The sequence below is a fragment of the Cryptosporangium arvum DSM 44712 genome, assembly GCF_000585375.1.
In the GTDB taxonomy this organism is placed as follows: domain Bacteria; phylum Actinomycetota; class Actinomycetes; order Mycobacteriales; family Cryptosporangiaceae; genus Cryptosporangium; species Cryptosporangium arvum.
In genome coordinates this window covers 4157278-4179089 of sequence record NZ_KK073874.1, presented here as the reverse complement: position 1 = coordinate 4179089, position 21812 = coordinate 4157278, and the positions used below count along the sequence as shown (strand labels likewise).

Here is a 21812-nt window from a genome sequence, read left to right as displayed (position 1 = left end):
CGGTCGCTCCGGGCCGGGGTGCCGGGGGTGGGTACCGTCGCGGCCAGGAGCCGGGCCGGGAGGTGGCGTCGTGACCCGCTGGTGGAGCGCGATCGTGGTCGGGGTGGTGTTCGCGGTCGCGGGGTGCGGAGGTGATGCCGAACCCGCGCCGACGGAGTCGAGTCCGAGCCCGGTACCGACCGCGTCGACGGCCGACGCCGGTTACGTCGACCGCAGCATCTCCGACTCGTTCCTTCCCCGGTTCGACGGGATCCGGAAGTTCGGCGAGTCCGCGTTCCTGCAGGGCGAGGGGTGGCGGACCGCGCTGAGCTGGTCGGTGACCGTCCGGAACCTCGAGGCCCACGACGCCCGGGTGTTCAAGGCGTTCCTCGGTTCCCGGCTCAAGAAGTACGGCACCTACGGACGCGCGCCCGAGATGGATCTGCTGGCCGCGCCCGGGCACGAGTTCCTCGTCACCTACCTGTCGGAGACCGACGGCGTGAAGACCGCGCCCGGCAAACCGGAGCCGGGCCCCTACCAGGTGCTCGTCGGCGGGAAGGCCCGGCCGCTGGACCTGGACCCGTCCGAGTCCGACGTCCTCGTCGTGGTGTCGGTTCCGGTCGGCGCCGACGCGACCCTGCGCCACACCTATCAGGGGCGCACCGCCGAGATCAGCCTGCGTACCGGGAAACCGGGCGGGCCGGCCGCCGGTGCCTGCGGGGCGACGGCCGGCACCGACTCCGCCCACTTCGGAGCTCGGCGCGGCGACGCGTACCTCTCGGCGACCTTCGAGGTCACGGCGTCGCTGACGTCGTATCTGGAGGGCCGGGGCTGGGCGAAGGGCGGCCGCTGCTGGATGACGACGCGCATCACGGCGACGTACTGGACGCCGCGGATGGGGCCGGAGGGCACCTCGTCGCCGCCGGACGGGTTCAGCGGCCTGGAGCCGACGATCGTCGGTGTGACGGTCGACGGCCGGCGCTACCCGGTCGGCGCGACCGCGTTCGACGTCGCCGAGTCGGCGAAGACCGTGCGCGTGACCGTGAGGCCTCGCGCGCCGCGCAAGGACGGCACGCCGGTCGCGTGGGCGAACCTGTCCGGCGTGACCGCCCCGGAAGCGGCCACGATCACGCTCCGGCGCTGACGCGGGGCGCGGCACCGACCGCGGTGACGGCCGGAGACACCCGGCCGCCACCGTGCCGGGTCAGACCGCCGGGCCGTAGCCGCGGCAGACCGGGCGGAAGTCCGGCGCGCCGTCGCCGAGCTGGTTCACCACGTTCTGGATGGCCGGGCTGTCGAGGAAGAGCCCGACGTGACCGACCCGGTCGTCCGGGCACTGATCCTGCAGCAGCACGTTCGTGACGTTCGGCCCGGTGAGGAACGCGTTGGTGTACGGCGTCACCACGGTGTCCCGGTTCGACGTGATCACCGCGTACCGCGGCCCGGGAACCGTGTCGCCGTCCGCGAACAGCCCGCGCTGGAACGCCGAACCGGTCTCCTGCTGGACCAGACCGGCGAGGTTGAAGCTCGTCAGCGCGCGGTTGGCGAAGCCCAGCAGGTTCAGGCTCCTGGCCGCGCCGATCAGCCCGTTGAGGTCGGTGCCGTGGTTGCTCGGCGCCAGCGCGACGAACGTCCGCACCTTCGGCGCACCGCCCAGCCGTTCGAGGTAGTAGTGCGGCATCAGCCCGCCCTGGGAGTGCCCGACCACGTCGACCTTCGCGGCGCCGGTCGCACGCAGGACCCGGTCGACGAAGGCACGCATCACCCGCGCGGACCCGGCGATGTCGGTCAGCCCGCCCACCCGCCCGGCCGAGAGCACCGGGTTCATGCCGTAGTTGAACGCGTAGACGCAGTAGCCGGCGTTCGCCAGTGTCGGTGCGAGCGCGACCCAGTTGGCGCCCTGGTTGACGAACGTGGCGTGCACCAGCACCACGGGCTCGGGGTGCGCCGCGGACGGCCGGCACGACCAGTCGTTCGCTCCGGCGACCCGGTCGGGGCTGGTCAGGAAGTTGGTGACGGCGGTGCCGAGGTCTCCGACCGGGGTTTCGGTGGTCGCTGCCGCGGCGGGCGCCGGAGTGATCACGGCGGCCGTCAGCAGGCCGGCGACGAGGAGGCCGAGACGGGGAAGCTTCAACGGTGAAGTCCTTCCGACAAAAGGGGTTACTGACCGGTAAGTTCAGGCTGGTCCAGCATGCGGCGGCCTCGGCCCCGGCGCTTCCGCACCCGGTCCAGCGTTTCGGGAGGTCCGTTGTGACGCCGGACAACCGGCCCGTCCCGACCGTCGGAGGGGTGGCCGCCGACGAGTGGCTCGCCCGATCGGTACCGGCGCTGGTCCCGGGCGTCGTCGCGGCGCTCGTCGACCACCTGCCGGTCTACGCGTCGCTGCCGCCGGAGGAGTTGCGTCGTGACATCACCGGCGTCGTCCGGCAGTCGCTGCGGGGGTTCGCGCGGTACCTCCGCGAGGGGGTGCTCCCCGAGGGGGACGATCTCCTCGCGCTCCGGGAGTCGGCGACCCGCCGCGCCGAGGAGGGGCTGCCGCTCGGCACCGTCGTCGACGCGTACTTCTTCGGCGCCCAGCACGTCCTCGACGAGGTGGCCCGGCGGGCCGGACCGCACGAGGCCGCCGGGCTGCCGGGGTTGTGCGGCGCGGCCTTCGCCTATCTGCGGCCGGTCGTCGGGGCGGTGCTGACCGGCTACCTGCACCACGCCAACGCCTCCGGGAACACCGACCGCGACGCCCGGCAGGCCCTGCTGGCCGCCCTGCTGGACGGCCGGCCCCCGGCCGACCACACCGCGATCTCCCGGCCCGCCGGCTACCTGGTCCTGAGCATCGGCATCGCCCCGCACCCCGACGAGACGGTGTCCGGGGTCGACCCCGCGGTGGCGGCCAGCCGGAAACTGCGCCGGTTGCGCACCGAGCTGCACCACCTAACCCGCGGCCGGGCCCTGACCCGGCTCTCCAGCACCGGCGGCCTCGTGCTGGTGCCCATCGCCACCGCTCCCGGCGGGCTGACCGACGACGACTGGCAGCACCTGCGCTCCGACGTGGACCGGCTCCGCCGCCACTGCGCGGCCGAGCTCACCGTCGGCGCCGTCGCGGCCGACCCGCCGGGTGTCGCGGCGGCGGCCCGGCTCGCCGCCGAGGTCCGCGAGGTCGCCACCGCGGCCGGCCGGGGCCCCGGCGTCCACCGCCTGCCCGACGTCCTGCTCGAGTACCAGCTCAGCCGCCCCGGCCCGGCCCGCGACCAGCTCGCGTCGCTGCTCGATCCGCTGGCCGGACGGCCCGAGCTGCTGGACACGCTCCGCACCTTCTTCGAGTGCGCGCTCGACCGCAGGCGGACCGGAGCCGCGCTCTGCGTCCACCCCAACACCGTGGACTACCGGCTACGCAAGATCACCGCGCTGACCGGCCTGGACACGGTGCCCGGCCCGGGAACGGCGATGCTGCACGCCGCGCTCACGGCCCGGGCCCACGGCTAGCATCCGGAGTGGACGCCAGGAGGAGGCGGCCGGGACGCCCTCGCCGACAGCTCCGGCCCGGTAGGGCGCCGCGAGCCGGGGCCGCCGGGTCATCGGTCGTCGGTCGCTCGCGCCTTGGCGCCCCGTGCCGCCAGGCCGACTCCGGCCACGACGGCGAGGGCGTAGCACGCCGCCCGGACCCAGAAGCCGCCCGGCACCCACCCCAGAAGTCCACCGTCGTCGTGATCGGCGATCAGCCGGACGGCGCCCTGCGCTCCCACGACCAGAAGAACCATGCCGACCACAAGAACGACCTGACGCTGCACGTGCTTCAGCTCCCCGAGTTGCCGCGATACGTCTGTACCGATGACAGCACCGGGAGTAGAGCGCTGACAACGGCAAGCAAGCCGATACGTCACGCTAATGCCCTGCTAGTGTCGAAGAAGTGCGTGACGAAACGCGGTGCCGGGTCTGTCGCGCGGACCTGCGGCCGTCCGGGCGGGGCCGACGCCCGGTCTACTGCTCCCGCGCGTGCCAGGCGCAGGCGTACCGGGCCCGCAAGAACCCGCCCGAACCGGCGCCCGCGGTCCCCGCGCGTCAGCATCGGATCTTCGAGGCGGTCTGGCGGATCGCCGCCGAACGCGGTCTGCGGCGGGCGACGATCCGGGAGGTCGCGGCGACGGCCGGCGTGACCCCGCGGGTCGTGCAGTACCACTTCACCAGCAAACGTCAGCTGCTCGTCGGTGCCCTGGAGGCCCTCCACCGCGACAACGAGCGCCGCGCCCGGACGCGTCTGGCGGCGCTGCGCGACGCCTCCGATCCCCGGGTCCTGCTCCGGGCCACCCTCGAGGAACTGCTCCCCCTCGACGCGCCGCGCCGCCGGAGCCTCCGCGTGCTGAGCGCCTACTACGAGTGGAGCCTCACCGACGCCGCGCTGGCGGCCGTCTTCCTCCACGCGGAGACGCCCCTGGAGGACCTGGTCGCCACGCTGATCACCGCCGCAGGCCCCCGGCCGTCGATCGACCCGGCCCGGGAGGCGGACCTGCTGGTGAGCGGCGTGACCGGGCTCGGGGTCGACCTGCTGCACCGGCGCCGGAGCACGGCCGACGTCCGGCGCACCCTCGACTACCACCTGGCCCGGATACTGGAGGACGAACGAGCCGGTCAAGGCTGACGATCGTCAGGGGTCGCGGTGGCCGTTCGATCCGGGTCCGGCGCGGCGCTCGCTCCTAGTTTCGGGCCGATGGAACGAGAACCGGCAACGACGACACGAACCGCGCGGCTGATCGGAGCATCCGGGGTCGCGCTCTGGGGAATCGGACTCGTCAGCCTCCTCTCCCCCGATGGATTGGTCGACCTCACCGGTGGAGCGTCGGCGTCCGCCTACCGGCGGGTGGTCGAGATGGTGGCGCACGCACCGTCCGGGGTGGGCCCGCTCCTGGCGGTGGCCACCGAGGCCACGCTCGTGGTCCTCGGGCTGTTGCTGGTCCGGGTGGGGTGGACGGCGATCCGCCGGAAGGACGCCCGCGGGGTCGCCGGGGCCGCCCTGATCGGCCTCGGCACCGTCGCGGCGTACGCGATGAGCGAGGCGGTGAAGCTGGTGGTGGAGGAGGAGCGGCCCTGCCGTGGCGTCGACGCGGCCGCCGGCCTGGTCGCGGACTGCCCGGACGTCGGCGACTGGTCCTTTCCGAGCAACCATGCCACTCTGGCCGCCGGGCTGGCGGTCGGCCTGGCGGTGCTGTGGCCCCGCCTCGCCGCGATCACGCTGCCGCTGGCCGGGCTCGCCGCGATCCTGCGCGTGCTGGTCGGCGCGCACTACCCGCACGACGTGCTCGCCGGCGCGGTCGTCGGCACCACCGCGGTGGGGGTCGTCGTGCTCGTGTTCCTGCCGCCCGCCCGGTGGGCGGTGTCACGGCTCGGACTGCGCCGCGGGAACGATCCCGGCCTCGTGGGCCACCACCGCGGCGGCCGCGCGGTTGTCCACGCCGAGCCTCGCCAGGATGGAGCTGACGTGCGCTTTAATCGTTCCTTCCACGACGTGCAGCCGCCGAGCGATCTGCCCGTTGGACAGGCCGCCCCCGAGGAAGACCAGTACCTCCCGTTCCCGGGTCGTGAGAGCCGCCACCCGCTCCCGGGCCGCGGAGCGTCGACCGGCCGGGGCTCCCACGCCGGTCGCGGCCAGATGCGCGACGACCCGGGCGGCGACCTTCGGTGACAGGTAGGCGGCACCCTCGGCCACCGCGTGGACGGCCCTGATCAGCTCCTCCGGCTCCCCCGACTTGACCAGGAAGCCGGCGGCGCCGCCACCGAGCGCGCGGAGGATGTAGTCGTCCTCGCCGAACGTCGTCAGCATGAGGACGCCGGTGGCCGGCACGGCGCGGCGGATCTCGGCCGCCGCGTCGATGCCGTTGACCTTCGGCATCCGGATGTCCAGTACGGCCACGGCCGGGCGGTGACGGCGGACCAGTTCCACCGCGTCCCGCCCGTCGGCGGCCTCGGCGACGACCTCGATCGTCGGGTCCGTGGTCAGGACGGCACGCACCCCGGCCCGGATCATCGCCTCGTCGTCGGCGATCAGGACGCGGATCATCGGCTGCCCGCGGGCGTGAGGTCGTCCACGGACTCCAGGGTGTTCCCTCGGAAGCAGAGCCGGTAGGCGTCGCCCGAGCGGTCGTCGAAGCGGTCGGCCGTCATCGCGTAGTACTCACAGGTCATGCCGTCTCCGGTCGGCTCGGCCACCCGCGGTCGGTGGTTGGTCTGCCGGTCCGGCAGGAAACGCTCCACCTCGGAGCGGCTCTGCCCCACCGACAGGCGGGCGTAGTCGTCGCGGTCCAGCACCGACCGCGAGGCCGACAGCGTCTCGGCGACCATGAGCGCTCCGCTCAGCACCGCTCCACTCACCAGCGGCACCAGGACCGCGGCGACGAGCGCCCGGCCGACCCGGCGCCGGGCCCGGCGGTGCTCCGGGGGCAGCGTGCCGCCGGGCGCGGTCGCCGGCGCCGGTCGTGACGGCTGCCGCGGAATGCGTGCGGCGACCGCGTAGCCGCCGCCGTGCGGCCCGTGCTCGAGCGAACCGCCGGCCAGCCTCACCCGCTCCCGGAGACCGATCAGGCCGTGGCCCCCCGTCCGGGCGAGAGGTCGCCGGTCCGCGGCCGGCGGTGGCGGACCGTTCTCGACGACGACGTGGGTCCCGGCCGCCGTGTGGAGCACCCGGACCGTCGCCGCGGCGCCGGCGGCGTGCTTGGCCACGTTGGTCAGCGCCTCCTGCACGACGCGGTGCACGGCCCGCTCGGCCGCGGCGGGCAGTGCACCGGGGTCGCCGCCGACGTGCAGTTCAACCGGCAGGCCGGCCGCGGACGCCTCGGCGATCAGCTCCGGGAGACCGGCGTCTCCGGGAGCCGTCGGGGGCTGGTCGGCGTCGTCACGCAGCACACCGATCACCTCGCCGAGACGCTCCACGGCGGCCGCCGCCCTGGCCCTGATGTCACCGGCGGCCTGCCGATGGGACGGTTCGAGGCCGGGAGCGAGCTTCAGCGCCCCGGCCGAGAGCGCGATCAGGCTGAGATCGTGGCCGAGCACGTCGTGGATGTCCTGGGCGATCCGGGTCCGCTCACGCAGCCGGGCGTGCTCGGCGATCAGCTGCTGCTCGCGCTCCAGCTGTGCGGCCCGCTCCCAACCGGCACGCACGAGTTCCCGGCACTGGCGCCAGAACCGACCCGTGAACCAGGGCAGCGTCAGCGCGAGGCTCACGACGACGACGAACCGGCCGGCCAGCGTGAGCCACGCGGGGACGACCACCAGCGCGACGACGCCGGCGGCGAGGACCGCGACCAGCGCCGACGCGATCGGTGCGGTCCGCCCCGGCCGCTGCCCGGCCAGGAAGGCCGCGAGGGCGGCCGGCCCGGCCCACCACCCGTTCCCGATGCTCAGACCGGCGGCGACGACGGCGGCCACGGTGAACCCGGTGGTCGCGGCCCTCGCGCCGAGCAGCGTGCTGTCCACGGCGGCGACGGTACGGGTTTCCGGAGCGGTCCGACATTGTCGAAAGTCCAATTCGCACCACCCGGAGTATGGTAGGACTCCTACTTACTTTGGACGGGGCGAAGGCATGTCGTTGCAACACGGGGTCGCGAGCGCCGACCGCGGCACTCCTCCGGCGGTTCCGGGTGCGCTACCGCTGCTCGGACACGTGGTACCGCTGCTCCGGCGTCCGCTGGAGTTCATGGACGAGCTGCGCCGGCACGGCCCGGTCGTCCGCCTCGGTCTCGGGCGGGTGCCGGTCTACGTGGTCACCGACGCACAGTTGACCTACTCGATGCTCACCGCCGAATCCGGCTCGTTCCACAAAGGCGGGCGGCTGATCGAGGCGCTCAGCCGGTTCGCCGGGAACGGTCTCGCGACCGTGCCGGACGGCGACCGGCACCGGCGACAGCGCCGGCTGATGCAGCCGATGTTCAGCCGCTCGTTCATCGCCGGCCGCGCCGGGGTGATGATCGAGACGGCCCGCTCGGTCGTCGGCGGCTGGGCGCCCGGCGAGCCCCGCCGCACCGACGACGACATGCAGGAGCTGACGCTGTCGGTGTTCCTCTCCGCGCTGCTGGGGGCGCAACCGCCGACCGAGGTCCGGCGGGAGTTCCAGCGGGTGCTGCCCGACGTGATGGCGGGCACGATCCGGGCGACGATCCTGCCGCGCGCGCTGGGCGCGATCCCGACCCCGACCCAGCGCCGCTACCAGGCCAGCCTCCGCGACCTGCGGACGGCGATCGGCGCTCTGATCGACGCGCACGGCGCCCGTTCGAACGACGGGGGCCCCGCCGATCCCGACCGGGCCGGCCTGCTCGACCTGCTGCTCGACGCCGCGGACCCGGAGAGCGGGCAGCGGATGAGCCGCACGCAGCTCGAGGACGAGGTGATCACGTTCGTGACGACGAACGGCCAGGCCTCCACCGCGAGCATCCTGTGGGCGCTGTACGAGGTCGGCCGCGACCCCGACGTCGAGCGGAAGGTGCACGCGGAGCTCGACGCGGTGTGCGGGCAGCGTCCACTGCGTGCCGAGGACCTGAAGTCGCTGACCTACCTGCGCCGGATCATCCACGAGACGATGCGCCTCTACGGCCCGGCCTGGCTGCTGACCCGCAAGGTCAGCGCCCCGGGCGTCCTCGGGGACTTCGTGCTCCCGGCCGGCGCCGACGTCGTGTTCAGCCCGTACGTCATCCACCGTGACCCGGTCGTCTATCCCGACCCCGCCCGGTTCGACCCCGGCCGCTGGTCGCCGGAGCGGGCCGCGTCGATCCCACGCACCGCGTTCCTGCCGTTCGGCGCCGGAACCCGGCAGTGCATCGGCGACAACTTCGCCTGGGACGAGATGACGATCATCCTGGCCGAGACGTTCCGGCAGTGGCGGATGACGCCCACCGGGGACCGTGCCCCCAAGCCGGTGCCGCGGGTGACGATCCACCCCGACCGGCTCGTGATGACACCGGAGCCCGTCCGTGCCGCGTGATCCGGTACCCGCGCTCTACTGCCCGTTGCCGACGCGGATGCATCCGGAGTCGGGGCCGATCGGGCGTCGCAGCGTCGCCTGGCTGGAGCGCTTCGGGCTCCTCGACGACGACCGGACGCGCGAGCGGATCCGGGCCACCCGACCGGCCGAGTGGGCCTGCCGGATCGCCCCCGGCGGCACCGGGGCCGGCCTCCAGCTCGTCTCGGACTGGACCCACCTCGGGTTCGTGATCGACGACACCCGGTTCGACGCCGGGCCGATCGCCGACCGGCCCGGCCGGCTGATCCCGCTGATGATGCGGCTGATGCACGCCCTCGACCACCCGGAGGCACCCGCGGACGACGACCCGTTCGCGGCCGCGTTCCGGAACCTGTCGGCCCGGGCGCGGGCCGGCGCGCCCGCGGCGGTGGTCCGGCGCTGGGCCGACGGCAACCTGGAGTGGTTCTTCTCGGTGGCCTGCCTGACCGCGCACCGGGTGGCCGGCACGATGCCGACGCTCACCGAGTACCTGAACCTGGGGCCGCGGGACCGGGCGATGCGGCTCACCGGTTCGCTGATCGAGCTGGCCGAGGGCAGCGTCCTGACCGACGCCGACCGGGAGGAGCCCACCGTCCGGGCGGTCACCCAGGCCGCGAACCTGCTCGTCACGATCGGCAACGACCTGTTCTCCTTCCGCAAGGAGGCCGACGACGACGTGCTGGAGTCCAACATCGTCGGCGTGATCCGGCACCGGGACGGCGGCACGGCGGAGGCGGCGCTGGCCCGCACGGTCGAGCTCCACGACCGGGTGATGTGCCTCTACCTGGGCCTGCGGGCCCAGCTCGACGAGGACGGCTCGTCCACGGTGCGACGGCACCTGACCCGGCTCGACCACCTGATCCGCGGCAATCTGGAGTGGAGCGTCCGGGTGCCGCGCTACGGCACCGGCTCGGCGTCGCCGTGGGCCGAGACGCCCGCGGACGGCCGCGCGGCCGCCCCGCACCTGGTGCCGATCGACTGGTGGTGGGACCAGCTGCGTACGGCTTAGGCCCGTTAGCGGAGGCCCCGGCGCCGGGTCGCTGCGCCGGGGCTCCTCGACGACGAGGCCTACGGCCTCCATCCGGGCGAGCGCGTCGATCGAGGCCGGTGCCCGCCGGCTCGGCGACGTCCTGCGTGTCGGCGGCTGATGCCGGCCGGGGTCAGCGGGCCAGCTCGAACAGCTCCAGCTGGATGCCGTCCGGATCACGCAGGTAGAGAATCCTGGTACCGGCCAGCGCACCCGGGTGGATCCCGTCACCGGCGGCCAGCACCACCGGGTCCGCGTTGAGGTGGACACCGCGTTCTTTCAGGTCACGCACCGCGGCGTCCAGGTCGTCGACCTCGAAACAGAGGTGCATCATGCCGACGTCACAGTTGCGGCCGGTGAACGGCTTCGGGGTCGGACGGTCGTACTGGATCAGCTCGAGCAGCACGTTGTCACCGGCGAGCGAGAACGCCGCGCGCATCGCCGGGTTCTCGACCTCCAGCACGGCGCCGAGCGCGGCGTTGTCGGCCGAGATCGTCACGCCGTTCGCGGCGATGCCCAGCACGTCCTCGTACCATCGCACCGATCGGTCGAGGTCGCTGACGGGCACACCGATGTGGTTCATCCGGGTCACTGTGAACATCCGTCGATGCTGGAACACCGAGGCCTCGGAGAGGGAGCCATGGATCATGCGCGTACCGGAAGTACTACCCGGGAAGGGCGGAGCATCTTCGGCGTCGCGCTCCGGGCCTGGCGCGACCGGACGGACCCGGCGACGCTCGGCGTCGATCGGCACGCGGCGCGCCGCGTCACGGGCCTGCGCCGCGGCGAGCTCGCGACGCTGGCCGGGATCTCGGCCGAGTACGTCGCGCAGCTGGAGCAGGGCCGGGGGGCCACTCCCTCGGCTCAGGTCTGCCTGGCCCTGGCACGCGCGTTGCAGCTGTCGGACACCGAACAGGCGCACCTGCTACGGCTGGCCGGCCACGTCGTCGGCCCGGACCGCGTCCCCCGGCTGATCCCGGCGAGCGTGCGCCGCGTCGTCGACCAGCTGGACGCCCACCCGCTGTCGGTCCACGACGCCACCTGGCAGCTGCTGCACTGGAACCCGCTGTTCACGGCGGTGTGGGGCGACCCGTCCGAGGCGCCGGCCGCCGACCGCAACGCGATGATCATCCAGTTCGAAGGGCTCAACCCGCGGGTCCGCCAGAGCGCGGCGGAACGGGACTGGTTCGAGCGCTCCCTGGTCGCCGACCTCCGCACCACCGCCGGTCGCTACCCGGGCGACCCCGACGTGGCGGCGCTGATCGAGCGGCTCGACCGCACCGCGCGGTTCCGCGAGCTGTGGGCGCGGCCGGTCGTCGCGGCGCACGAGAGCGCGCACAAGGTCGCGGTGCATCCGGAGGTGGGCGAGATCGCGCTGGACGCCAACATCCTTCCGATCCAGGACAGCGACCTGCGGATCGTGGTGCTGACGGCCCGGCCCGGCACCGACGCCCGCGGCGCACTGGACCGGTTGCTCTCACCGCCCCGGCGTCCGTGTTAGCGCCGTGAGAGCCCGCTGACAGCCGTCCCCCGCAGTCTTCTGCACGGTTCGTTCCTCCGACTCCGTGCAGGAGACCTCATGATCGGCATCATCGGTACAGGCTCGGGAGCAGTCGTGAACCGCCGGGCCGCGGCGGCACTCGCCGCCAGCAGCGCGGTGTTCTTCACCGCCGAGTTCGTCGCGGCGGCGGCGTGGTCGGACCCGCCGTACAGCTACACGCACCACTTCGTCAGCAACCTGGGGGTCCACGGCCCGGCCACCGTGTTCGGCCAGTTCATGTACTCGCCGCTGGCGTGGGTGATGAACACCGGCTTCGTGCTGTTCGGGCTGGCCGCGCTGGCCGGCGTGGTGCTGCTGCGGGGCCTGCCGCCGCGGCGCCGCCGGGTCGTGGTCGGGCTCGGCGCGGCGCTCGGCGTCGGTGGCGTCCTCGTGGGCCTGTACCCGGGATCCGGCGACGACGGCACGACCGACTACCACGGGCTCGGGGCGATGCTGGCCTTCGTCGCCGGCAACGTGCTGTCGGTGCTGCTGGGGCGCTCGTACCGGTACCTCGGCGTCTCCCGTCGGCTGGGCCGCGTGCTGGTGGGCCTCGGGGTGGTCGGGCTGGTCTCGATCATCGCCTTCGCGGTCGTCCTCGGCTCCGGCGCCGGAATCCTCATCGGACTGGCCGAACGGGGAATCCTCTACCCGTTCCTCATCGGCTTCGTGCTGCTGGGCCGGGCCCTGTGGTTCACCGGGCCCGCGGCCCGGTGAACCATCGCGCTCTACTTCGCTTCGGCGGCGTTCAGCAGGAAACGCATCCAGCGGGCGAGGCCCTCGTCGAGAGCGGGCTGGATCTGCTCCGCGGCCGCCTCGGCGGGCGGACCCGCGAGGGACTCCGCGGCGGACACGAGCAGACCGTCACCGCCGGGCGTGAACGTCCAGGCGGAGACGCCGGAGATGCCGCCGGGGCCGTTGACCTGGCCGGTCCAGACCAGCCGCTCGAACGGGCGCGCCAGCACGACCGTCGAGACGACGTCCCGGCCGGGTGCCACCCATCGGAAGACCGAGCCCTCGGCGAGCGGGCCCGGGGTCTCGAGACCGGCGTGCGAGATGTCGGGGAGCCACGTCGTCCACGAGTCGATGTCGGTGAGCACGCGCCAGACGTCCTCCGCCGATGCGGGGGTCGTCAGCTCGTGCCGGCTGATCACCGGGGCCGTCTCGTCGACGGTCGGCATGTCGTTCATGAAGATCCCAGAGGTCGGGCGGACAGGGCTCAGCCCATTGTGGAAGAGGGCGAGTCCGCTTCGCTTAGGCGAAACCCACCTATCCTCGGCTCGACGGGCCGGAAGACACGTAGGCGTCACCGACGCGTTGGCCCGGCCGGCGCGGACCGGGTGGTCGGGTGACTACCGACCTTCCTCTCCCCGCCGCCGATCGAATCGGCCGCATCCTGCTCGCGGTCCGCGCGGTCGCCACCCTGGGGGCTTTCGTCGACGGATCGCTCCGGATCTCCGACGCGCCGGACGACTTCGTGCTCACCGAGTTCCGGCGAACGACGGCCTACCTGGTCTTCGCCGGGCTCTGGGCGCTGCTCGCCGTCGCCCCCCGGGCCCAACGGGGGGGTCGAGCTGATCCTGCTTCAGAAAGGGCTGGTCACCCTCCACGCGCTGATCGTCCTCGGGCTGCCGTTCGCGACCCAGACCGCGATCATCGACGGGATCGTGGTGACCGCGATCGCGTACGTGCTGTGCCGCGGCTGGCTCGCCTGGCGGTCCCCGGCCCACCGGCCCACCGTCGCGGCGGCGCCGGCTGGGCCCTCGTACCCGGGCGTCCCGCGGGCCCCCACTCCGGACGCGTTACCGTTCGCCCATGTGGACGGAGGCGCGCCCGGCCGGGCTCGTCGGGCGCCACGACGAGATCCGGCGCCTCGACGCGCTGAGCGCGGCTGCCCGTGCGGGGCGGGGCGGGGCGCTGGTGCTGCACGGCGAGGCCGGGCTGTGTTCGATGTTCCTCGACCGTCTCCCGGCCCTGCCGGCCGCGCACCGCGACGCCCTGCGGATCGTGTTCGCCGCCGCGCCCGGCGCCGCCGAGCTGTTCACGGTCGGCCTGGCGGCGTTGAACCTGCTGGCGACCGCGGCGCGGGAACGTCCGCTGCTGTGCCTCGTGGACGACGCGCAGTGGCTCGACCCCGCGTCGGCGAAGGCGATCACGTTCGTGGCGCGCCGGCTCGCCGCCGAGCCGATCGCCCTGGTCCTCACCGCCCGGACCGTGGCGGACGAGAACGACCTGCACCGGCCCACGCGGCGCTCGCCGACGCCACCGACCCGATCGCCGACCCGGACCGGCGCGGACGTCGACTTCCTCCGCGGCCGGATCGCGCTCGCCCGCCACGACGCCACCGACGGCCCGAAGTTCATGCGGCGCGCCGCCGAGCGGCTCCGGGAGTCCGACCCGCCCCGCGCCCGCGAATGCCTCCTCGACGCGCTGGAGACGAGCCGGTTCGTCGGCCGGGCCACCGGTGTGATGGACCTGGTGCTCGACTCCGCCCGGTCCGCCTCCCCGGCCGGACGCCCGCCGGACCTCCTGCACGCCCTGGCCACGCTGGCCACGCTGGCCACGCTGGCCACGCTGGCCACAGGCGGCGGCGCCGCTGATCCGCCGCGAGCTGGAGAACACCCGGGTGCCGCTGTGGACGCACCGCCCCGCCCTCGCGACCCTGCTCGCGGCCGAGCCGTGGGACGTCCGGACCCATCGGACGATCGCCGAGTCGCTCGTCGAGACCGGCCGCGCCTCCGGGTCGCCCCTCGTGCTCCGGCTCGGGCTCGGCCAGATCGCGTCCAGCGCCGCGCTCAGTGGTGACCTCGACCGTGCTGTCGCCGCGATGATCGAGGGGGAGGCGATCGCCGACGCGATCGGTCTGGCTCCGCTGCACTACGACCGCCTGCACGTCGCCGCCGTCCGCGGCCACCGGGACGCCGTCGCCCTGTTCGACACCGTCGCCGCGGCCGCCGCGGAACCCGGGTCCGGCCACTTGGTGGCCAACGTGCACTGGTCGATGGCCGTGCTCAGCAACGGGCTGGCCGACCACCCGGCCGCGCTCGACGCCGCCGCCAGGGCGGTCGCGTCCGGCGCCCTCTTCCTCGCCGGCGCCGCGCTGCCCGAACTGGTGGAAGCCGCGGTGCGCCGCGGCCGGACCGGGACCGCCCGGACCGCCCTGGACGCGTTGACCGAACGCGCCCGCGCCGGGGGGACCGAGACCGGGCCGGGCATCGCGGCCCCCGGGCCCGGCTCCGCCGCCGGGGCCGCTGCCGCGACCGCCGCCGCCAGCTGCGCCTCGCCCACGAGCTCTGCTCCGACGCCGGCCTGGACGCGTTCGCCCGGCGCGCCGCCGACGAACCCCGCGCCAGTGGCGGGACCGCGCCCAGCCGGTCGGCCCATCCCTACGACGAGCTCACCGCGCGGGAACGGTACGTCGCCCGCCTCGCCGCGACCGGCGCGACCTCGGCCGACATCGCCGGCCCGGCGCTACGTGAGCCCCCGCACCGTCGACGCGCACCTGCGCGACATCTTCCGCAAGCTCGGCCTCAACTCCCGGCGGCAGCTCGAGGGCCTCGACGAGGGCACCGCCGGTCCGGGGTGATCACTCCAGGACGTCGCCGGGCTCGAGGTCTTCCAGCCGGACCGCGTCGCGGTCGTCGAACACGACGAAGATGCCGAACGGGTCCCGGCCGCCCTCGGCGAACCGCAGCACCCATTCGCGGCCCACGTAGAACGTGAACTCCGGATCGGACGGCTCGACGTCGTCGCCGAGCGTGGTGCGGGCCAGCCGCTCCGCGGCCGCCAGGTAGCGGTCCTGGGACAGCAGCACGTCGGCGGTCAGCCGGAGGTCGACGTCGGCGATGTCCTGTCCGCGCTTCAGCAGGATGCCGATCCGGCCGTCGGTCCGGAACCGCCAGAGCACGATGCCCTGCGGGCCCTCCTCAGGTTCGACCACGAACCGCAGCGCCCGCACGCCCGAACCGTCGATGCCGGCTCGCGCCGCGGCCCGGCGCGGATCGGCGTCGAACGCGTCGATCGCCTCCCGGGACGGGAAGCTGAGCAGGTGCGCCTCGGTGCACCCGTCCACCGACTGCCACCGGCGCTCGACGAGCGCCCCGTGCGTGGGCAGTAAACCCAGCACGACGTTCTCGTAGGACGCCAGCTGCTGCGCCTGGTCCGGCGGAACCCGCACGAACGCCACCAGTGTCACGCCGGTCATCGCGCGACCGCACGGTGGCGGAAGAGAACTGGTGTCACGACATCGGCCCGTCCCCGGCGGTGGCCGGCGGTTCGCGGTTCGCCCAGGACGACGCCGACGAAGCTGTCAACGCTCGGAGAGACCTCGGTGGGGCCAACAGTAGCCCGGCCGGACCGGGTCCCGTACGTCCGGCACCTCCCGTCCGACCCGCCTCCTGCCTTTGCGGGTCCGGCATCGGGAGGACCCGGGGCGTCTCATAATCGGGAAGGACACGCAGCCGGCGGAAGGATCACCCGATGGCCGAGGCGGCCGACACGCTCCGCTACGACGTCGTCATCCTCTCCGCCAACTTCCACATCGGGCGATTCCAGACCGGGGCCGGGTACCGCTGCCTGGAACTCGCGCTCAGCCTGCACGACCTCGGTACCCGGGTCGCGATCGTCGCCCCCGGCGCCACCGACTTCGACGATCTCCCGGTCGACGTGCTGGACCGGGAGACGCTCACCCCCGACGACATCCTCGCCTGCGCCCGCGTGTTCCTCTTCTGTCTGCGCGAGGACCCCGACCTGATCGAGTTCCTCGCCGGACACGACCGGTCGTTGATCTACGACTCCTACCTCTCCCCGGTCGAACAGCTGACGTTCGCGTCGGTGGTGCGGATGGAGGACGACCAGCAGAAAGAGAACTACTTCCACGGCGTCATCCGCACCCACACCCGGTTCAACGAGCTCGCCTGCTCCTACCTCGTCGGCGAACCGCAGGAGAAGCTGCTCAAGCTCGGCGAGCTGATCAACACGTTCCAGGTGCGGCCGGCCGACCACGTCTCGCTCGGCGACACGATCCTGCCGCTGCCCGTGGTGAGCTACCACCGGCGCAGCCTGCCGACCGGCTCGCTCGAGCCGACCGGCGACACGTTTCTCTGGAACGGCGGGCTCTACAACCACTACGACGGCGTGGATCTGCTGATCGACGCGGTCACCGCGCTGCGCGAGTCCGGCCGGGACGTCCGGTTCCGGTTCCTGTATCCCGGCGAGCACACGCTCGCGCACCAACGCATCGTCCGGCGGAAGACCGACGAGCACCTCCCGTACGTGGAACTCGGCGCGCCACCCGACTTCTCCGCGAAGGCGGCGATCCTCGCGTCGTGCCGGGCGCTCGTGCTGACCTACGGCTCGGTCCTCCAGATGCACCTGTTCCTGAGCATGCGGATGCGCGAGATGCTGGTCTACGAGAAGCCGATGATCGTGTCCCGGCCCGGGGCGATCGGAGCGTTCGTCGAGGAGCACGGCGTCGGGCTGGTCGTCGACAACACGGTCGGCGCGGTGCGCGACGCGATGGAGCGGCTCGTCGTCGACGCCTCGCTCTACGACGCGCTGCGCGACAACATCCGGCGGCTGAAGAAGCGCTACGACATGGCGAACTTCGTGCCGCCGATCGCCCGGCTGATCACGGTGGCGAATGCGGGCTGAGCACTCGCTCGCCGGGGCGTGGCGCACGCTGTGGCCGTGGTTGCGTCCGTACCGGCGCGGGCTGGCGATCATGGTCGTCGCCGACGTGCTCAGCCTCGTCGCGCAGACCGTCACGCCGTTCGTGTTCGCTCGGATGATCGACGGTCCGATCCGCGACGGTGACCACCGTGGGCTCTGGCGGTACGCGGCCGTGCTGCTGGGGCTGGCCGTGCTGCAGACGGTCTGCTACGGGCTGCGCCGGTGGCCGACGCGGGACTCGGCCCGGATGGAGGCGGCTCTCCGGCGTGATCTGTTCCGGCGGCTGCAGCGCCTGTCCGCGCTCCACCACGACCGCCACGGCAGCGGTCAGGCCGTCTCCCGGGTCATCGGCGACGTCACCCGGGTCGGTTTCCTGCACCAGGAGACGCTGGTCTTCCTGGTCTCGAACACGGTCGCGCTGGTCGTCACCGCGACGATGCTGGTCATCATCCACCCGGTGCTGGGCCTGCTCGTCGTCGCCGCGATGATCCCGCTGGCGGTCGCCAGCGGCCGCTTCCGCACCCGGTTCGGACGCGCCGCCCGGCTCGCTCAGGACCGCACCGGCGACCTGGCCACGGTCACCGAGGAGGCGGTGCTCGGCGTCCGTGTCCTGACGTCCGTCGGCGGCTGGCGGTTCGCCGCCGCCCGGTTCGACCGGGCCGCCGCCGGTGTCCGGGACGCCGAACTGGCGAAGGTACGGCTCAACGCGTCGTTCCGCGCGGGGCTGACCGTGTACCCGCTGGCCGTGCTGAGCCTCGTCGTGGTCGGCGGCGGCGTGGCCGTGGCCGACGGGGCGGTGTCGGTCGGTTCGTTCGTGGCCTTCGCGACGCTCTACCTGCGCATGTTGTTCCCGGTCAACGTGGCCGGTGCGCTCCTGGCGAGCCTGCAGGAGGAGATCAGCGCGGCCCGGCGGATCGCCGAGATCACCGCCGCGGAGCCGGACGTCACCGATCCCCCGCACCCCGTGCCGCTGCCGCCCGCGCCCGCGTTGTCCCTGCGCCTGGACGCGGTCGGCTTCTCCTACCCGGGTGCGGGTTCTCCGACGCTCGACGGCGTCGATCTCGACGTCGCGGCCGGCGAGACCGTGGCGCTCGTCGGAGCCACCGGCAGCGGGAAGACCACGCTCGTGGACCTCGTCGGCCGGCTGGTCGACCCCGGCGCCGGACGCGTCCTGATCGGTGGCATCGACGTCCGGGACCTCGCGCTGGACGAGCTGCGCGCGGCGGTCGGCATCGCCTTCGAGGACGCCACGCTGTTCTCCGCGACGGTGCGTGACAACCTGGTGCTGAGCCGTGAGCACACCAGCGACGCGGAGCTCGACCGGGTGCTGTCGGTGGCACGGGCCGAGTTCGTGCACGCGTTGCCGGACGGGCTCGACACGCTCGTCGGGGAGCGGGGCCTGTCGCTCTCGGGTGGCCAGCGCCAGCGGCTGACGCTGGCCAGGGCGCTGCTCGGCCGGCCCCGACTGCTCGTGCTCGACGACCCGATGTCGGCCCTCGACGTCCGCACCGAAGAGACGATCGAGCGGCGGCTCCGGGCGGAGTTCGGCGCGGTGACGACGCTGCTGATCGCGCGCCGCCCGGCCACCGCCCGGCTGGCCGACCGGGTCGCCGTCCTCGCTGACCGCCGGATCGTCGACGTCGGCACGCACGCGGAGTTGATGCACCGCAGCGCCGCCTACCGGCACGTCCTGATCGCCGCGGAGACCACGACGAGCGGTCCGGCCCGATGAGGGAGCCGCTCCGGTTGCTCGCGCGGCTCGCCTCCCCGCACCGGCGTCGCCTGCTCGGCCTGCTGGCCGTCGGCGCCGGGCAGGGCGCGTGCGCGGTCGCCGCGCCCTGGCTGGTAGGCGTGGCCATCGACACCGGCATCCCCCGCCTACGGAACTCCGACGCCGCCCCGCTCGCCGCGATCGCCGTGGCGATCGTGGGGTCCGCCGTCGCGGCCGGCTTCCTCCAGGCACGGTGGTTCCGGGGCGCGGGGACGATCGGGCAGGCGATCGTGCTGGCGTTGCGCACCGAGACGTTCCACGCGCTGCGCCGCTTGTCGGTCGCGTACCACGAGCGGGTCCGGGCCGGTGACGTGATCGCCCGGCAGACGGCCGACACCGAGGCCGTGACCGCCCTGCTCGGCACACCGCTGGCCACCGTGGCGCAGTCGGCGTTCACGCTCGTCTTCACGACGGCGGCGATGCTGCTGCTCGACGTCGAGCTGGCCGCGGTGACGCTGGCCGCGCTGCTGCCGCTCGCCGCCCTGCTCGCCTGGCAGGCCCGGCAGCTCGGGCCGGCGTTCCGGGCCCAGCGCGCGGCGAGCGCGGAGAGCACGGCGCAGCTGGTCGAAGCGCTCAACGGGATCCGCGTCGTGCAGGCGTTCGGTCGGCAGGGCCGCAACGACGAGGCGTTCGCGTCGTCCACCGGCCGGTTGCGGTCGGCCACGACACGCATCCTGACGCTGCGCGGGATCCTGTGGCCCGTCCTCGAGCTCGTGTTCAGCCTGGCCGCGCTGGTGGTCGTGGTCGTCGGCGGGCTGCGGGTCGCCGAGGGCAGCCTGCGGGTCGGCGTCCTCGCCGCCTTCCTGCTCTACGTCGCGCAGTTCTTCGCCCCGGTCACCGCGCTGCCGCTGGTGTTCGACTCGCTGCAGGCCGCGCTGGCCGGCCTCGACCGGATCGGCGCGATCCTGGCCGCGGAGCCCCGGGTCGCCGAGGCCGCCCGGCCCGTCCCGCTCGGGCGCCGTCCGCGTGGTGAGGTCGTGTTCGAGGACGTGTCGTTCTCCTACCGCGCGGGGTCGGCGTCACCGGAGATCGCCGGGCTGTCGCTGCGGCTGGCGGCCGGGCGGACCGTCGCCTTGCTCGGGGCCACCGGCGCGGGCAAGTCCACCGTCGCCAAGCTCGTCGCCCGCTTCTACGACCCCGAGTCCGGCCGGATCACGCTCGACGGCATCGACGTGCGTGCGCTGTCCGACGCCGACCTGCGCCGCGCTGTCCTGTTGATCACGCAGGAAGGGTTCCTGTTCGCCGGATCGGTCGCCGACAACATCGCGGTCGGGCGGCCGGACGCCACCCGGGCCGAGATCGAGGCGGCGGCGCGGATGGCGGGCGCGGACCGGTTCGTCGAAAGCCTCCCGCAGGGGTACGACACCGACGTGCACAGCCGCGGAACCCGCTTCTCGGCCGGGCAGCGCCAGCTGATCGCGTTCGCCCGCGCGTTCCTCGCCGACCCGGCCGTGCTCGTGCTCGACGAGGCGACCGCGGCCCTGGACATCCCCACCGAGCGCGCGATGCGGACGGCGCTGCGCACCCTGCTGACCGGGCGGACCGCGCTGGTCATCGCCCACCGCCTCTCCACGGTGGAGACCGTCGACCGGGTCCTGGTCGTCGCCGAAGGGCGCATCGTCGACGACGGGCCACCGGCCGCGCTGCTGGCGCGTGGGACCGGTGCGTTCGCCGACCTGCACGCCGACGGCCACGGGCGGCCGCTCGACGGTTCACCCGCGGCCGAAGAGCGGTGACACCGCGTTGTCGACGAGCGTCATCGCCGACGCCACGGCCATGTGCATGTCGAGGTACCGGTACGTGCCGAGGCGGCCGCCGAACAGCACGCGCCGCTCCGCTCGGGCCAGTTCCCGATAGCGGGCCACCGCCGCCCGGTCCGCCGGGGAGTTGATCGGGTAGTACGGCTCGTCCTGCGGGCCGGCGAACCGGGAGTACTCACGCGCGATCACGGTCGTGCCGGAGGGATAGTGGCGTCGCTCGGGGTGCAGGTGCCGGAACTCGTGAACTCGCGTGAACGGGACGTCGGGATCCGCGTAGTTGATCACCGGGGCGCCCTGGAAGTCCCCGGTCGGTTCGGTCCGCCACTCGAAATCCAGCGTGCGCCAACCCAGGGCGCCGTGGACGTAGTCGAAGTACCGGTCGAGCGCGCCGGTGTAGACCACCGGCACGTCGGCCGGGAACTCCGTCCGGTGCGCGAAGTAGTCGGTCCCGAGCCGAACCTCGATGGCGGGGTGCGCGACCATCCGCTCGAACCAGGTCCCGTACCCGTCGGCGGGCAGCCCTTCGTAGGTGTCGGCGAAGTAGCGGTTGTCGAAGGAGTAACGCACCGGCAGCCGTCCGATGACATCGGCGGGCAGGTTCCGGGGATCGGTCTGCCACTGTTTGGCGGTGTAGTGGCGCACGAAGGCCTCGTAGAGCGGGCGGCCGATGCTGGCGATCGCCCGCCCCTCCAGCGTGGTGGGGTCGACGTCGGCCGCGGTCTGGCTCCGGATGAGTGCCCGGGCCTCGTCCGGCGTCATCACCCGCTCGAAGTAGGCGCACATCGTGCCCAGGTTGACCGGGAGCGAGTAGATCTTTCCCGCGTGGACCGACAACACCCGGTGCTGGTAGCCGGTGAACTCGGTGAAGCGGTTCACGTAACGCCAGACGGCCTCGTTCGACGTGTGGAACACGTGTGTGCCGTACCGGTGGACCTCGATCCCGGTGGCCGGGTCGAGGTCGCTGAACGCGTTGCCGCCGAGGTGCCGCCGGCGGTCGACGACCGTCACCGCGAGACCGAGGCGCGTCGCGCACCGCTCCGCCACCGTCAGACCGAACAGCCCCGCGCCGACGACGAGGAGATCCACGC

21 protein-coding genes and 1 pseudogene are annotated in these 21812 nt (G+C 73.6%); 13 read left to right on the top strand and 9 right to left on the bottom strand.

Annotation, left to right across the window (positions count from 1 at the left end):
- Positions 1-70 precede the first annotated feature (70 nt).
- Entirely contained in the window at positions 71-1123 is a 1053-nt protein-coding gene (locus tag CRYAR_RS18725; RefSeq protein ID WP_035852547.1) for a hypothetical protein, read from the top strand.
- A gap of 60 nt (positions 1124-1183) precedes the next feature.
- On the opposite strand, the gene CRYAR_RS18720 is transcribed toward CRYAR_RS18725, so the two are convergent.
- On the bottom strand, positions 1184-2113 hold the full coding sequence (locus tag CRYAR_RS18720) for an esterase/lipase family protein (RefSeq protein ID WP_035852546.1): 930 nt from the start codon (positions 2111-2113) through the stop codon (positions 1184-1186).
- Positions 2114-2268: 155 nt separating this feature from the next.
- Here CRYAR_RS18720 and CRYAR_RS18715 point away from each other — a divergent pair, with 155 nt between their 5' ends.
- Positions 2269-3459, top strand: coding sequence for a helix-turn-helix domain-containing protein (locus CRYAR_RS18715; protein ID WP_157017880.1), 1191 nt, complete (start codon positions 2269-2271; stop codon positions 3457-3459).
- Between the two features lie 89 nt (positions 3460-3548).
- Here CRYAR_RS18715 and CRYAR_RS18710 read toward each other — a convergent pair whose 3' ends face one another.
- The gene (locus CRYAR_RS18710; protein WP_051572101.1) at positions 3549-3734 is read right to left on the bottom strand and encodes a hypothetical protein; all 186 of its coding nucleotides are present in this window, start codon (positions 3732-3734) and stop codon (positions 3549-3551) included.
- Between the two features lie 149 nt (positions 3735-3883).
- Between CRYAR_RS18710 and CRYAR_RS18705 the strand changes: the two genes are divergently transcribed.
- Positions 3884-4612, top strand: a complete 729-nt coding sequence (locus tag CRYAR_RS18705) for a TetR/AcrR family transcriptional regulator (protein WP_211247531.1) — start codon at positions 3884-3886, stop codon at positions 4610-4612.
- Between the two features lie 69 nt (positions 4613-4681).
- A pseudogene (locus tag CRYAR_RS51325) lies at positions 4682-5389 on the top strand (phosphatase PAP2 family protein); the annotation flags it as partial.
- On the opposite strand, the gene CRYAR_RS18695 reads toward CRYAR_RS51325, so the two are convergent.
- Both CRYAR_RS18695 and CRYAR_RS18690 read right to left on the bottom strand, forming a co-directional pair.
- Positions 5348-6028, bottom strand: a complete 681-nt coding sequence (locus tag CRYAR_RS18695) for a response regulator transcription factor (RefSeq protein WP_035852541.1) — start codon at positions 6026-6028, stop codon at positions 5348-5350. The pseudogene CRYAR_RS51325 and the gene CRYAR_RS18695 overlap by 42 nt on opposite strands.
- Positions 6025-7440 (bottom strand): sensor histidine kinase, encoded by a 1416-nt coding sequence (locus CRYAR_RS18690; RefSeq protein ID WP_211247530.1) that lies wholly within the window; start codon positions 7438-7440, stop codon positions 6025-6027. Before CRYAR_RS18690 ends, CRYAR_RS18695 begins: the two co-directional genes overlap by 4 nt.
- Before the next feature lie 106 nt (positions 7441-7546).
- Here CRYAR_RS18690 and CRYAR_RS18685 point away from each other — a divergent pair, with 106 nt between their 5' ends.
- Both CRYAR_RS18685 and CRYAR_RS18680 read left to right on the top strand, forming a co-directional pair.
- Complete coding sequence (locus tag CRYAR_RS18685; RefSeq protein ID WP_051570611.1) at positions 7547-8941, top strand: cytochrome P450; 1395 nt, start codon at positions 7547-7549, stop codon at positions 8939-8941.
- Positions 8931-9968 carry a terpene synthase family protein gene (locus tag CRYAR_RS18680; protein WP_035852539.1) on the top strand — a complete coding sequence of 346 codons (1038 nt, stop codon included), beginning with the start codon at positions 8931-8933 and terminating at the stop codon, positions 9966-9968. The genes CRYAR_RS18685 and CRYAR_RS18680 overlap by 11 nt, the downstream gene beginning before the upstream one ends.
- A 151-nt stretch (positions 9969-10119) precedes the next feature.
- Here the strand turns inward: CRYAR_RS18680 and CRYAR_RS18675 are convergent, their stop codons facing one another.
- A complete protein-coding gene (locus CRYAR_RS18675; protein WP_169745057.1) occupies positions 10120-10587 on the bottom strand; it encodes a VOC family protein in 468 nt (155 codons plus the stop codon).
- Between the two features lie 39 nt (positions 10588-10626).
- Here CRYAR_RS18675 and CRYAR_RS18670 point away from each other — a divergent pair, with 39 nt between their 5' ends.
- The gene (locus tag CRYAR_RS18670; RefSeq protein WP_051570610.1) at positions 10627-11487 is read left to right on the top strand and encodes a helix-turn-helix domain-containing protein; all 861 of its coding nucleotides are present in this window, start codon (positions 10627-10629) and stop codon (positions 11485-11487) included.
- 78 nt (positions 11488-11565) lie between these two features.
- On the top strand, positions 11566-12240 hold the full coding sequence (locus CRYAR_RS18665; protein WP_051570609.1) for a DUF998 domain-containing protein: 675 nt from the start codon (positions 11566-11568) through the stop codon (positions 12238-12240).
- Positions 12241-12251: 11 nt separating this feature from the next.
- Here the strand turns inward: CRYAR_RS18665 and CRYAR_RS18660 are convergent, their stop codons facing one another.
- Both CRYAR_RS18660 and CRYAR_RS47395 read right to left on the bottom strand, forming a co-directional pair.
- Positions 12252-12713, bottom strand: a complete 462-nt coding sequence (locus tag CRYAR_RS18660) for an SRPBCC family protein (protein ID WP_051570608.1) — start codon at positions 12711-12713, stop codon at positions 12252-12254.
- A gap of 395 nt (positions 12714-13108) precedes the next feature.
- The gene (locus CRYAR_RS47395; RefSeq protein WP_035852537.1) at positions 13109-13315 is read right to left on the bottom strand and encodes a hypothetical protein; all 207 of its coding nucleotides are present in this window, start codon (positions 13313-13315) and stop codon (positions 13109-13111) included.
- Positions 13316-13338: 23 nt separating this feature from the next.
- Between CRYAR_RS47395 and CRYAR_RS48985 the strand changes: the two genes are divergently transcribed.
- The gene (locus CRYAR_RS48985; RefSeq protein ID WP_035852535.1) at positions 13339-14328 is read left to right on the top strand and encodes an ATP-binding protein; all 990 of its coding nucleotides are present in this window, start codon (positions 13339-13341) and stop codon (positions 14326-14328) included.
- A complete protein-coding gene (locus CRYAR_RS48980) occupies positions 14276-15109 on the top strand; it encodes a hypothetical protein (protein ID WP_035852534.1) in 834 nt (277 codons plus the stop codon). The genes CRYAR_RS48985 and CRYAR_RS48980 overlap by 53 nt, the downstream gene beginning before the upstream one ends.
- Here CRYAR_RS48980 and CRYAR_RS43285 read toward each other — a convergent pair whose 3' ends face one another.
- Positions 15110-15727, bottom strand: coding sequence for a hypothetical protein (locus tag CRYAR_RS43285; RefSeq protein ID WP_051570606.1), 618 nt, complete (start codon positions 15725-15727; stop codon positions 15110-15112).
- Positions 15728-16002: 275 nt separating this feature from the next.
- Between CRYAR_RS43285 and CRYAR_RS18635 the strand changes: the two genes are divergently transcribed.
- Genes CRYAR_RS18635 through CRYAR_RS18625 form a run of 3 tightly spaced genes read left to right on the top strand, consistent with a single transcriptional unit; the run spans position 16003 to position 20700 of the window.
- The gene (locus CRYAR_RS18635) at positions 16003-17175 is read left to right on the top strand and encodes a glycosyltransferase (RefSeq protein WP_035852533.1); all 1173 of its coding nucleotides are present in this window, start codon (positions 16003-16005) and stop codon (positions 17173-17175) included.
- Positions 17165-18925, top strand: coding sequence for an ABC transporter ATP-binding protein (locus CRYAR_RS18630; RefSeq protein WP_035852531.1), 1761 nt, complete (start codon positions 17165-17167; stop codon positions 18923-18925). The genes CRYAR_RS18635 and CRYAR_RS18630 overlap by 11 nt, the downstream gene beginning before the upstream one ends.
- Complete coding sequence (locus CRYAR_RS18625) at positions 18922-20700, top strand: ABC transporter ATP-binding protein (protein ID WP_051570605.1); 1779 nt, start codon at positions 18922-18924, stop codon at positions 20698-20700. Before CRYAR_RS18630 ends, CRYAR_RS18625 begins: the two co-directional genes overlap by 4 nt.
- On the opposite strand, the gene glf is transcribed toward CRYAR_RS18625, so the two are convergent.
- Entirely contained in the window at positions 20677-21810 is a 1134-nt protein-coding gene (glf, locus tag CRYAR_RS18620) for a UDP-galactopyranose mutase (protein ID WP_035852529.1), read from the bottom strand. The genes CRYAR_RS18625 and glf overlap by 24 nt on opposite strands.
- Positions 21811-21812 lie beyond the last annotated feature (2 nt).